This is a genomic window from Bacteroidota bacterium (assembly GCA_026391695.1).
GTDB lineage: Bacteria > Bacteroidota > Bacteroidia > Bacteroidales > JAGONC01 > JAPLDP01.
The window spans coordinates 23,896-38,381 of the sequence record JAPLDP010000039.1; the positions used below are offsets into that span (position 1 = coordinate 23,896).

Annotated in this window: 6 protein-coding genes; 3 read left to right on the forward strand and 3 right to left on the reverse strand. The window is 43.2% G+C overall.

The features are described from left to right. Positions 1-4 precede the first annotated feature (4 nt). On the forward strand, positions 5-2,227 hold the full coding sequence (locus NT175_05990) for a T9SS type A sorting domain-containing protein (GenBank protein ID MCX6234261.1): 2,223 nt from the start codon (positions 5-7) through the stop codon (positions 2,225-2,227). Positions 2,228-2,322: 95 nt separating this feature from the next. On the opposite strand, the gene NT175_05995 is transcribed toward NT175_05990, so the two are convergent. Beyond that, positions 2,323-5,625 carry a T9SS type A sorting domain-containing protein gene (locus tag NT175_05995; GenBank protein ID MCX6234262.1) on the reverse strand — a complete coding sequence of 1,101 codons (3,303 nt, stop codon included), beginning with the start codon at positions 5,623-5,625 and terminating at the stop codon, positions 2,323-2,325. A 143-nt stretch (positions 5,626-5,768) separates the two neighbouring features. Here NT175_05995 and NT175_06000 point away from each other — a divergent pair, with 143 nt between their 5' ends. Next, positions 5,769-8,738, forward strand: coding sequence for a SusC/RagA family TonB-linked outer membrane protein (locus tag NT175_06000; GenBank protein ID MCX6234263.1), 2,970 nt, complete (start codon positions 5,769-5,771; stop codon positions 8,736-8,738). An 18-nt stretch (positions 8,739-8,756) separates the two neighbouring features. Beyond that, entirely contained in the window at positions 8,757-10,310 is a 1,554-nt protein-coding gene (locus NT175_06005) for a RagB/SusD family nutrient uptake outer membrane protein (GenBank protein MCX6234264.1), read from the forward strand. Between the two features lie 236 nt (positions 10,311-10,546). On the opposite strand, the gene NT175_06010 is transcribed toward NT175_06005, so the two are convergent. Together NT175_06010 and NT175_06015 are read right to left on the reverse strand one after the other, a co-directional pair. Next, a complete protein-coding gene (locus tag NT175_06010) occupies positions 10,547-11,977 on the reverse strand; it encodes an alpha-amylase family glycosyl hydrolase (GenBank protein MCX6234265.1) in 1,431 nt (476 codons plus the stop codon). A 92-nt stretch (positions 11,978-12,069) separates the two neighbouring features. Beyond that, complete coding sequence (locus NT175_06015) at positions 12,070-14,439, reverse strand: alpha-amylase family glycosyl hydrolase (protein ID MCX6234266.1); 2,370 nt, start codon at positions 14,437-14,439, stop codon at positions 12,070-12,072. Positions 14,440-14,486: the final 47 nt, after the last annotated feature.

The following is a 14,486-nucleotide window of genomic DNA, read 5'->3' on the forward strand; positions in this document are numbered from 1 at the left end:
AATAATGAAACAGCTTTTAATTATCGTTTGCGTTTTCCTTGTTTTTTATTCTTCTGCCCAGGACAGCCTGCGTTTTATTTCAGGCACAACTGGTGCGGCCTGCCAGGCTGTCAAATATCATAATGGTTACCTCTATGCAGGCACCGGATCGACACTCCGGGTTTATGATGCCACGACTCCTGTTCCTTTCGAGATGACATTTGAATACAGGTATAAATCAGTCATCATGGATATTCTTGTCAATGATGATTTTTTATATGTGGCTGCAAATTACGATGGTATGACAAAATGGGATCTGAATGAACCCTCAGCGCCTTCAAAGGTCTATGACATCCTTTGCGATGACGGAGGCTTGCCGATGCTGGATGTCTCGATTTCCGGTGACACCATTTTTCTGACGCGATTTAAAAAAATGTCAGCCTATATCGACTATGGTGAATCTTTTAGCAAGCTGGGTGATTTTGGATTTGTCAGCGGAACAGCGCGGCTTTATGGCGCTGATATTAAAAATGGTATCTGTGCTTATTCCGTTGCTGATGTGTTAAGCACTCAGAATGGCGTTTATCTTTACCGAACCTCCGATTTTTCATTTTTAAGCCGTTTTGTCCAGAGCTATTGCTGGCCTGAAAATGTGATATGGGGCAAAAACAATGATGTGCTTCATGTCATGGGTGGAACCAATACTGTAAACGGATACTTTTACAGTCTGGATATATCGAACATCTCTTCACCGCAAATGATCTTTTCCGATACCATCCTCGGTATGCCATTTGGTTTTGCCACCGCCAATCCGTTGAATGCCGAGAATATTAACGACACTATTTATGTTGCGACAACTGCCGGGCTGAAGCCCGGAGGCCCGTTGGACACAACATACATCCACGTGTATGATGCCACCGACCCTGCCAATATCCGCTTCATTAATTATCTTCCTGCCGGACTCTGGCATTTCGACCTTGCCGTCCATTACCCATACTATTATGTAGCCTCGGAATGGTATGGAATTAAAACAGTGGATTACAGCAACTTCTTTCATCCTATCGATAATGGTAATACCCTTACCGGCGGATGGAATACAGGTAGCGATAAATACGGAAATTACCTGGTAGTAGCCAATGAAGGGTATGGGTACAAACTTTACGATTTGGCAGATATTAAAAATCCTGTACTTAAAGGCTTCAACCTGGATCTCGGCTTTTGCATGAAGGCAAAGTTCTCAGATGATGGTGAATATATTTATACAATTAACCTGACCTATGAGAGTTTCAGGATCTATCAGACCTTTGCACTGGCGAAAACGGGTGCTATCGCCACATCAGTGGGAACAGGGAAATTTCAGGTTTATCACGACAGGGTTTATGTTGAGCAGGAATTAGGCGGTAATTTCCTTAATATCATTGATGTTTCCGATCCTTATAATCCTCATGTCGATAGCACAGTCAGCCTCTCCATCAACGACATGTATGCGGCATCCGGAAAGCTCTTTATCTCCAATAATGACAGTATACTGGTATTTGATATTGCTGATCAGCATTTTGATCGTATTGCTTTTGCAGCAATGGATGACAATCAGGACGGCAGGGCTCTTGCAGTCTATGATAATGAAGTATTTGTGTACGTTACACAGAAAGGACTGGTAAAATACAGTCTCCTCGCGGATAGTAGTACTTATAGCCTGGAAGAAGATAGCGTTTTTGTGTTACCTTATGGAGAGCCGGAATTTATGGCTGCTGATACATTTGGGGTGTACCTGTCATACCATGCTAATGGTCTTTTTGCCTGTGACCGCCAAACTCTCCGGCAAAAGGGATATTACAGAGGAGAACTGGAGACAAAAGGTTATGCCAACCAGTATAGCGTGCAAGAGCTCTTTTGTAAAGATGATCTGATTTTTCTGATGGAATACTTTTCTCAGACATCTGTTCTGACCAACTCTAATGGATTTTCATTCGGCCTCTCTGATGTATTGCCGGGAAGCTCCTGCAAAGTGATGGTATATCCCAATCCTTTCAATGATCAGGTAACCATCAGGATATTATCTCCTGAGAAGTTGGACAGCTGGAATATTGCCATTTATGACCTGTTGGGACGATCGGTACGGAACTGTCCGAATATAAGCCGGACATCTGTGACCATTGACCGGAGAGATCTGAATTCAGGAATATATGTCTACAAAATAACTCACCAGGACAGAATATTTGCCACAGGTAAATTCATCATTGAATAAAAATGAAAGGGTAGAGGGATAATAAAGAAGCCCGGACTCGCGCCCGGGCTTCTTACCAGTTTTAGTTCAGGTTAGTTTATGGAAAAGAAGATCAATTAAAAGACAATGAGTTTTTTAACAGCTCTTCTGCCATCTTTGCTTTGAATATTAACGAAGTAAATACCCTTTGTCAGGTCATTAACGTTTAACTGGACAAGGCTATTGGATCCTGAGAATATCTCATTTTGTGTCAGGATTGTCCGGCCGGTCATGTCACTCACGTAAATGGTCATATTTCCATCAAACACATCGCCGATAGTTTTGATGAATACACTTCCTGTGGCGGGATTTGGGAAGAGGATAACATGAGCATTGTTGAAATCAATATCGTTGATTCCGTCGAAGTATGGTCCGCCTTCCAGTTGCAAATCACCTAAGTCGGCTGTATTGCTCCAGTCGTTGGCTGTGCCAAACCAAACAGTCTGGTAATCACGGTCTCCAGAGCCAAGGTCGCTGTCGTCATTTCCCAGACTCCATCCAATTGTTCTGCCTCTGCCGGGGGCAAAGCTGATGTTGCTCCAGGCAACTCTTAATTCAACATTATAACCATCAGCAGTGAGGAGGAATTTGGAATCATGGTCAGTAATCGGTACACCATCGGCTTTAACCCACAGTGAATCTCCATTTTTGAAATCAAGGACGAGCTGAGTATCAAAGTTACCATCGTATGTGCCGTCGGCATCGTGGTTGCCATCTATATAAAATTCAATGGCATCATTCTGCCATGGACTTCCTATACCTTCAACAGGCGAATCAATCACTTTAACACCAATATAGAAGTTCTTCAAATCCCAGCGGGCTCCCCAGGTAACGGTATTATTAATGGTGGTTACTAGGCCGACAACCCATTTATCTGAATTATAAGAGAGCGTATATTCGTCCAGTAGGCCGTTGATGTCAGGTTTGGTATCAATGAACTGGGCATACGCAACGCCATCACCTGTAGGTTCGTTGACGAAGGAATAATCACCTGACATACAGTCAAATGATATTCTGTACCTGCCGGTTGTCGCGGGGATTTCGCCACCACCTAAGGTAGCTGTGCCGGTTGGGAAAACATCACTACCCCATGTTACAACAGGTTGTCTGTCTTTTCTGAACATCACCCCGGCATTTTCAAATATTTCATAAGTGCCGACATAAGTTGTAGGCGCATCAGTAGGAGTTTGTAAAATGACATCACCAATGGTCGAATTGTAGAGACTGACACAACCACATGATAGTATACCAAACAGGAGGTCACCGAAAGATGAGGTGCTGGTAGTATCCTGCATTCCGCCATTCCATGCCATTTTGTATGCCGCAGCATCATTTTCACTAACTATAATGTCAAAGCCTATTTGTGAACCTTCAACGGGCGTAACTCCCAGAGCTGCCCAGGGAATACCTGTTTCAACAATATAACTGGTGTCAGTAGTTGTTATAGCAGCAATAAGAGCGATATCTGCTGGACCCTCAACAACTTTGACAGTTCCGTCGCCGGCAACTTTAAAGTATACATCACATGTATCGTATGCACCGCCTGATTTATTTCCATCGACGAAAAATTCGACTGTATCTGAGGCATCAACAGTGGCATCCTTAACTATAACACCGACGTATAAATATTCATCATTGTAAGTTACCCCAAAGTTTACCTCGATCAGGTCAGTGCCAGGAGTTCCTTCTACAACCCGTGAAATATTCTGGTCGATTTTCCAGTCGGTCTCATTAAGTTTACCGTCAACATTCATTGTGAAGACTTTGGATGCTGTAACCGAATTTCCCAGCCTGGTGAAATGGAATTCATTGGATTTACAGTTAAATGTGATGAAATATTTCCCACCGGGCACAGCTATATAGCTTCCAGCCAGAACACCGACGCCAGCGGGGAAAGTTCCACCCCAGACATTCGTATATGTGATATCGGCATTTAACCTGAACCACAGGTTTGTGCTGCTCATAAAATTATATTCGATGCTGAACTGGCTTGGATATACCGGATCACGAACAAGATAAACATCAGTGGGGACGCCACTCACCAGTTCACCCCAGTTGTTGAAGTCACCGACCATTCCAATTTCACCACATGCTTCGGTATTTGCAACAAAGTTATAGGCGTACGTGGAACTGTTAAAGGTAACATCATAAGTGCCAGCCACTAATGGAATATTCGATCCATTGGGTGTACCGGTCCCGGATGGGAAGGTGTTATTGCCCCAGTTATCCGACCAGTTGGCGTCTTCACGGAATTTTACTTCGGAATCGGCATACCAGCAGCGTGTAAGCTTCCATAAATTCGGATCGGAAGCATCCCTGTTCATAGGAACATCTCCATTCCAATTGTTGAAGGCTCCAATCATACTGATAGGGCCTGATGTGGAAACGAAGTTGTATTCACCTGTTGCGCAATTAAATGTCACAAAATAATCACAGGTAATGCCGGTAATGTTAAGCGGAACCGGAATATTTGCACCATTTATCACACCTGTACCTGTCGGGAAGTCAGCAGAACCCCAATTCACTGTCCAGTCTGCATTTTGACGGAATTTTACACCAACAATACCATCAGCATTTTCTGTGTCACTTGAAGCATCGAGAACGAGCAATGCAGTGAATGAATCCGGATTTGTTGCATTCCTGGTCATCCACACATCCCCTGCCCATCCGTTGAATTCACCGATTATACCGATCTCACCGCAAGTTGACTGGAAATTGTATTCACCGGTAGTGCAATTAAAAGTAATATAATATGAGCCAACAGGAACCGGAATATTGGCTCCGTTCTGTACGCCTGTACCTGTCGGGAAGTCGGCAGAACCCCAATTCACTACCCAGTCTGCATTTTGACGGAATTTTAAGTCAATTATTCCATCAGGTGGGGTGCTTGTATCGTCATCAGTAGTAAGGATAATTGTCGTTGTCCATTGATCAGGAAATTCCGTGTTACGGGTCATGGCATGATCGCCTGCCCACGCGTTGAATTCACCGATTAGGCTAATATCACCACATGTTGCCTCGAAATTATACAGACCCGTAGTACAGTTAAATGTGACCACATAACTTCCAACCGGAACCGGTATATTAGCCCCGTTCAGCACACCTGTGCCTGTCGGGAAGTCAACAGCACCCCAATTGACTGCCCAGGCTGCATCTTGACGAAATTTCATGTCAACGAAGCCACTTGTATCGGTGTCGTCGGAAGCGGTAAGGATGAGAATAGTCGAAAACTGATCTGGAATTTCCGGATTACGGGTCATGAAATGGTCACCCGCCCATCCGTTAAATTCGCCGATCAGACTGATCAGACCACATTGACTTATTGCTTCAATTGTAAAAAAAGAAGCAAAAATCATGATAAATAGTAATCTCTTTTTCATGATTGTAAAATTTAGTTATTAATAGTTTTATAAGGTTCTTGTAAATTTTTTATCAAAAATATTTAATTTTGAGAAAAAATCAAAATATTTATTAATTTCATTGTGCATAAAATTATTAATTTTTTTAATTAAAATTTATTTTTATGACTAATTATTTACGAATTTTTTTCAAGGCAGGTTTCATCCTTCTGTTTATGGTCACGGGGATTATCCATGCGTATCCCCAGGAACGGGTAATAACCGGAACCGTAACTGACGCTGAAACTGGTGAAACGCTGATTGGCGCTACCATTACACTGGCTTACAACCGAAGCTGGGGTACTGTTACAGATTTAGATGGGAAATACCGACTCGCCGTGCCTGACACTGTGAAGGCATTGAGTTATTCTTTTGTCGGTTACACAACACAAATTGTTCAGATCACAGCCAATGTGATTGATGTTCAACTGCAGCCAGGGCAGCTGTTGACCGAAGTAGTTGTTGTAGGATATGGTACTCAGAAAACCAGGGAAGTCACCAGTGCCGTAACAAGTGTCAAATCGGAGGATTTTAACCGTGGTAATATTACTAATCCGGTGCAGCTGATACAGGGAAAGGTAGCCGGATTAGCCATTACACGACCCGGCGGTGACCCAAATGCCGATTTCAATATACGGTTGCGGGGGCTTTCCACTTTTGGCTCCAACACACAACCTTTGGTAATTATTGATGGTGTTCAGGGTGCCTCCCTCAAATCAGTCGATCCCCAGGATATCGCTTCAATGGATGTGCTGAAGGATGCATCGGCAGCGGCCATCTATGGAACACGAGCCGCATCGGGCGTCATCCTGATAACCACTAAAAAGGGCGAGTATGTGCCAGGCGAAAAAGGTATCTCTGTCGATTTCAACACATCGCTTACATCGGAGATGATTGCCCGGCATCTCGACGTTCTGTCCCGTGACGAATACCTCTCATTTAACGGTACGACGGATTTTGGAAATAATACTGACTGGATGGATCAAATTACACGAAACGGATTCTCCCAGGTATACAACTTATCCATGACAGGAGCTAGTGAATCATCCAGCTACAGGGTATCGTTCAATTACAGAACCGGAAATGGCGTAGTACTCAAAACCGGTTTTGATCAGTTTAATGGCCGTTTGAATTTTTCACAAAAAGCACTGAACAATAAATTGACATTTAATCTGAATCTGGCTGCTACCATGAGAGACGAGACATACGGCGATCTTAGTGCCCTCACCTATGCTGCCAGATATAATCCCACAGCACCCGCACATGCTGATGATGATTTTTCAAAGAAATGGGGTGGCTACTTCCAGCGGGAAGCCTTTTATTTTTATAATCCCCTGGCTATCCTGGAACAAAATACATCCGATGGCAAAAAAAATGAGATCATCGGAAGTATTAAAGCTGATTATAATCCTGTTAAAAGCCTTGTATTCAGTGTGTTTTATTCCCAGTCCAGAGGATATGACCTGTATGGGCAATACTGGAGCAAAAACAGCTACTGGACACCCTACGCTATTGGCAGCCACCTGGGATATGCCAGAAAAGAGACTCAGGACAGATTTCACCAGCTTTTTGAGGTAACAGGGAATTTTGATAAGGACTTTAAAAAGTTTAATGTAAAACTGCTGGGAGGTTATTCGTATCAGGATAAAATTGATGATAAATTCTGGGTATTTGCAAAAGGATTTCTGACTGATGGATTTTCATATAACAGCTTGGGGTCTGCATCCGGTACGCTCAGTAACTTCGAGGCCATGTATAGCTATAAAAGTGGTAGTACCCTCATCGGATTTTTCGCAAGAGGCTCGGCCAACTGGGACGATGCACTTTTCATGACAGCTAACTTCAGACGCGACGGTTCATCCATGTTCGGTGAAAATAAGAAGTGGGGTAATTTCATGGGGCTGAGCCTTGGCGTCGATATCATTAAATTTATTGAGATCCCGTATGTGAATAGGTTGAAGTTACGCGGAGGATATGGCGAAACTGGTAACCTTCCAGCTTATCCTTATCTGTCTCAGCTTCTCTTTAATTCGAAACAGCAAAAATTCTTTTACAACGGACAATATATTCAGGCTTATGCACCAGTTTTAAATGAAAATACCGATCTGAAATGGGAGGTCAAAAAGGAATTTGGAGTCGGCCTGGATTTTTATCTTTTTGATTACAGGGTGAATGGTACACTCGATTATTACAGGAGTACAAGCACTGACCTGATTCTGTTATCGAGAGTGGCCTCGCCACCAAAGCTTACCGATTTAATGTGGTTGAACCTGGGTGAACTGGAGAATTCAGGTATTGAATTGGCCATTAATATCGATGCTGTCAAAACTGACAAGTTTAAGTGGTCGACGGAATTCAATTTTACTAAGTACTTCCAAACCACCTTAAAGAAAATAACGAGTAGTTTGTCTACCAGCGAAAGTACTATCCCTAAGGGATATCTGGGAGCTCCCTTTTTGACTGGTGTGTATACCATACAGGTTACTGAGGGTGAGCCTATCGGTCAGATAATCGCTCCTGTATTCCTTGGTATAGATAGTACAGGCCATCTGATGTATGAAGATATTGATGGCGATGGTAAGTTTAATGCTCAAACGGATTTTAAAATAGTGGGTAACGGTTTACCTGATTTTCAGCTCGGATGGGGAAACACATTATCATACCATAACTTCAATCTGAACTTCTTCTTCCGTGGTGTTTTCGGTCATTCTTTGGTGAATGTAAACAATGCCAGATATGGCGTGCCGGTGGTAATACAAGTGCAAAGCGGTATGAAACAAGCACTTGATTATAAAGATGCTTCCGACGGTCCGGTATATTCAAATGTACATGTGGAAAAGGCATCCTACCTGAAACTGGATAATTTTGCCTTTGGATATAACTTCGACTTTCCCAACAGTAAAGCCATATCTGGTTTAAAGGTCTATCTGTCAGGTCAGAACCTGTTTACCATTACCGGGTATTCCGGAGTAGAACCGGAAGTAAGATATGTGGATACTTACGATAATGATAATCCTTTGGCTCCTGGTATTGACAGGGAGAACACATACTTCAGCACACGTTCACTTACTTTTGGAGTTGACATTTTGTTTTAATTATAAAAAGATATAATCATGAAAAGGATTTCGCTTATAATAAAAGTATTACTCATTTCGGTTTTTATCGGAACATTTAACCAATCTTGCACCAAGCTCGACGAAAAGGTCTATTCTGATCTTACAGGAGATCTGTTTTTTCAGGATCAGAATAATCTCATCTATGCTTTTGGTCTCGCTTATACCAACCTGTATGACTTGGTTGGCCACAAATATGGCATGGTTGGCATCGACTGCGGGACGGATTTATTGGTTGTACCTCAGCGGGGAGGCGACTGGTTTGACGGAGGCGAATGGCACCGGTGGCACAGGCATACCTGGACGTCGACTGAAGCTTATGTCCAAAGATGGTGGAATTCATTATATTATGGCATCACTACCTGTAACCGGTTACTACTGCAATTTTCCATTGTTGAGGGAGTTGATACGGAACCGGCCATTGCAGAATTACGCGCTTTACGAGCTTTATATTATTATTGGCTGTTGGATCTTTATGGTAATGTCCCGATTGTAAACCGGTTTGACGTTCCTACCGATTATAAACCTGCGACCAATTCACGCCAGGAAGTTTACAACTTTGTGGAATCGGAATTGCTGGATGTGAAGGATAAATTATCAAAAGAGACCGGTTTGATGACATATGGACGTATAAATTTTTACACTGCGCAGTGCATTCTTGCTAAACTGTATTTAAATGCCGAAGTATATACAGGCACTCCCCAATGGGAAAAAGCACTGGCAGCCTGCGATACGATTATCCTGTCGGGTAAATACGAGTTGTCGCCTGATTTTTTCAATAATTTCATTGCCGACGCTTCCGGTTCGAAAGAGATCATTTTAGGAGTCCCTTTCGACATGATTGAAGCCCCGGGTTTTGAAATTCACTTATTTACCCTGCATTATAACCTGGTCGCGAAATTTGGTATTATCACTGCTTCATGGAATGGGATATGTGCCCAGGAAGCTTTCTTTAATTCCTTTGAAGAAACTGACCTCAGAAGAAACGGTTTATTGTCTGGACCCCAATATAACCAGGACGGAACCCAGATTGAAGATCCAAGCTATGAAAAGTTTAACCCGGCCGATCCAACTGCTCCCAGGGATCCTGATGGCCCGGGTTTGAACCTTACTCCTAATGTCAATATGCTTGAACCTAACTGTTTAAGGCAATGTGGCGCCCGAATAGCCAAATTCCCGTTCATTGAAGGTACCGAAAGGTATACAAGCAATGATTTTCCGATTTTCCGCTATGCTGATGTTCTGCTAATGAAAGCCGAATTGCTGTTAAGATCAGGCGGAAGTGCAGGCGAAGCTCTCGATCTGGTCAACCAGGTAAGAGCCCGTGCCAGTGCGGTTCCTTTTACAGAAGTTACTTACGAAAATCTTTTGGCAGAGCGTGGAAGAGAATTGTATGCCGAAGGGCATCGGCGCTCTGATATGATCCGTTTTGGAACCTATTATGATATCAGGTGGGAAAAAGATGCTGTATCACCCAATTATGTGAGCCTCTGGCCAATTCCTCAAAGCCAGATTGATGTAAATCCTAATCTGGTTCAGAATACGGGATATTAGTATTCCGGTTTAAAAACTCTCAACTGACCTCACCCCCCGTCCCCCTCTCCTCCAGGAGAGGGGGTGAAGGGGGTGAGGTGGTTTGGTCAAATTCTCACAGCTCGCTTTGGAATTTGAATCCGGAATTTGCTCTGGAACGCGTACCAGTTGATTATGAGTGAATTAAAAATCCCGGATATAGCCGAAAAAACCGTATCCGGGATTACTTTTTTTATAAAACCTTCAAGAATAAATAATTATAGCGAATCCTTAATATAAATCCGATATTCCCAGGGATTTAACAGCATAGATTCTTTTTTCTTTAACTTGATTATTTCTCCGGAAAATGCATCCATATATTCCCCGACATAATTTGCTGTCGTGATTTTGAATTGCTTTTGTGTGGGTGTCAGGTTGAATATGGCAACGATTATGTTACTGCCTTTTTCGCGTGCAAAGGCATAAATAGCAGTATCGGCAGAGGTCATTAGCTTCGTGAAACTACCACCGAAACCGCCATTCCACAGCGCTTCATTGTTCTTCTTTAATTCGAGGAGAGTTTTATATAGTCCGGTATATTCGGGATTGTCCTTCCAGTCGATGCTGTCTTTTTCAAAAAATTGCAGACGGTGGTTAAAGGCTACTTCCTGCCCGTTGTATATCAGCGGTATACCCGGCACGGTAGCCGTGAGCACCGCAAAAGTCCTTGCAGCATCTCCCAGCCTCTCAAACTCGGTCCCATTCCAAGAGTTTTCATCATGATTGGATGTAAAGTACATCTTATAGGCGCCTGCTGGGATCACTGTGTCAATCTTTTGAAAATAAGCATCGATATTCTTTACTTTCTTTTTTCCTTGAGCTATACCGTTCATGATATGATACAACTCCCATCCATAATCGGCATCAAAAGCTTCGGTAAGGAGTTCAGGCTGTTCCGCTTCAGCAAGCATGAACACAGGTTTAACCTTGTCGAGGTCGGCCCTGGCCTTGTTCCAGAATTCTGTCGGCACCATTCCGGCGACATCACAACGGAATCCGTCAATCGCTGTTGCTTCGATCCAGAACTTCATGGCGCCGATCATATATTCCCACAGATCCCTGTTTTCATAATCGAGCTGAAGCACATCGCTCCAATCAAAAGGTGAAAGAATCTTACCTGTTGAATCTCTCTTATAAAATTCAGGATGTTCCTTAAGCAGGTCATTATCCCACGATGTATGGTTAGCCACCCAGTCGATAATGACATGCATATTCATCGTATGAGCTGTGGCGACAAGCGATTTCATGTCTATTAACGTTCCATATTCCGGATTGACTGCCAGGTAATCCTTAATCGAATAATAACTCCCGAGTGTTCCCTTGCGATTTTTTTCGCCGATAGGATTTACCGGCATCAACCATAAGATATCAACGCCTAAGTCCTTAAGCCTTGGTATTTGCTCTTCAAAGGCTTTTAGAGTGCCTTCGGGTGAGAACTGTCGGATATTGACTTCGTAGATATTTGCATTTTTGGTCCATTCAAGATGTGTGACTTGCGCGGCAGGTGCCTGATGTACAGGTTTTTGCTGTACGGTATGTATCTTATCCTTGCAAGAAATAAAAATGATAACGAAAAGGATAAGGATAGATGCCCGTAGGGTCAGTCTTTTTAAAGGATATTCTCCAAACATGTCAACTATTTTGCCCATGGTGGTTTTTAAATTTTAAAATTAGATTATTTTCGCTGGCGTTGAATTAAGAAGTTGTTACGCGGGCAAATGTAATGAATATTGTCACTATTTTAATTTAGCAGAATTTCAAATGTGTGAGCCGGAAGCCTCATGATGATCTTCTTGCCATCTCGATTAAGTTGATTTCCAAAATGCGCTTTCAGCTCTGTCTTTTCAAACCTTTCCGGGATTTCAAATTCAATGTTTGCATTATTCTGGTCTTTATTGAACACCACAATGCCTATTCTGTCAAAATATGTTCTTGTGAAGGCCAATGTCGTTGTGCTCATTTCAAGGAGTTCAAAATCGCCAAAAATGAAGGCAAGATTCTCTTTCCTGATCCTGATAAGTTCTTTTGTTATGTTCTTCAGATTTTGTTCATGTTCATTCAGATTGGTGAACTTCATCATCCTCCTGTTATCCGGGTCATTTCCGCCGGGCATGCCGATCTCGTCGCCATAAAAGATCACCGGTATTCCGGGTATTGTCATGTTAAATGCAATAAGCAGGGCCATTTTTTGATATCCCACAGGATCTTTGACTTCAATATCTCTTGTCCATCCGGCTTTCTTACCATCTTCAGCAAACGACAGTGAACCGCTGGCAAAAGAGATGAACCTTGCCCTATCCTGGTTGCCGGTTATGTATCCCATGAGGTTATGGTTCCCATAATACATAAAACTTTCTCGTAACGTATTGATGAGATTCCCAAAAGGTTCTTTGTCGCGGACAAATACGCCGATGGCGGCATCATAAACATTAAAGTCGAATTGGCTATCGAGCTCACCTGAGTTGATGTAACTGCTTATCAGCTCGCCGTTTCCATAGGTTTCACCAATCTGAAAAACAGGTCTGTTATCAGGGATGATGATTTCTGTTTTGATTTTTTTGGTGAGTGTTCGCCAGAATACTTCAGGAATGTGTTTTGTTGCATCATGGCGGAAACCATCCAGTTGAAATTCTTTAAGCCAGTAAACAGCCGAGTCGGAAAGTAATTCATAGACTTCGGGTCTGGCAAGGTCGAGGGTGGGAAGGAATATATCGAACCATGTGGTCAGCCTGTATTCATCCCACCGTTCGGTATTCAGGCTGCCATCGGGCAGATATAAACTGGTGACCCAGCCTGGATGCTCCTTGTAGAATGGATGTTCCTTATGGACATGATGCGCCACAAAATCGAGCAGGATATTCATCTTGTTCTCATGGGCGGTATTTACCATCTCTTTAAAGGCATCGTGTGTTCCAAACCGATAGTCCACCCTGGTGAATGATACAGGCCAGTAGCCATGATAACCTGAGAATTTTGTGTGCGGATTCGGATAGAGGCCCCACGCTCCTTCAGGATTTTGTATGACAGGCGACATCCAAATCGTGTTGACGCCCAAGTCGGAGAAAAATCCTTCGGTGATCTTTTGTGTTATACCTGCAATATCTCCACCCATATAATTGGCTTTGGGAAGTATCTCCGGATCCGGCACAGGATGGTCATTTGATGCATCACCGTCAAAAAACCGGTCGACCATAATATTATAAATGATCATGCCTTCCTTATCTTCACGCGTAAGCAGTGACGGATCGCTGATCACTTTTCCTTTCTCAAATGGGATGAGCATGTCATTGCTCTCACCGGTTTTGCTATAGGCCCATATCCTTAGATAGGAGCGCAAACGGTTTGTTGCATCATCAGGAATGATAATATCCAGTTTCTCGCCGTTTCTTTTCAGATAGGCATCAGGTAACCGGTAATTCTGGTAGAAGACAAAATACCCTTCAACAGGATTCCGGGATCCAATGGTCACCTTACCGGGAGTATGCGACATCGAAAACAGGAAGGGCCGTTCTTTGCCTTCTGTATCCCCGATCTTCATGACAGAGTTATAGCCTCCCATATTGTTATCGGCTGAATCCGGATTTGCCGGGTCAGTTCGCCACCGTCCGTCTATGTCGATCTGGTAAAAATAGGTTCCGGGATTCAACAACAGTGTTGTTTGCCACATGTTGTCCTTCCTGAGAAGCGGAGTGGATGACGGATTCCAGCCATTGATGGTGCCTGCCAGACGCACACGCTGATATTCCTGGCCTTTTGGATCAAATGTAAAGGTTTTGGCTATCTTTCTTGATTTTTTAACCAGGATGGAATAGGGGATACCTTCCACCCATACCTGCATCTCGCTAAGCACCGGATCAACCGGGCCGGCAACATAAGTGATGGCATGTCCGGCATCCTGGTTATAGGATATACCATTGATCCTGATGGAATCGATCGGAGTGGGATCAGGAATATAATCCTCCATGCACACAACAGTGGTATCCGGTTTCAGTACGACAGGTGATGTGAGACCGGCCATGTGTTCTGAGCTGTGAATTTTTAAAACCGGTACATTTTGGCTGCAGCTGACTATCAGCAAAATTACAAGCAGGAATAGTCCATTTTTTTTCATACTTTAGTAGATTAAAATTGTGATTACTCCAAAGTGGCGTGACTATG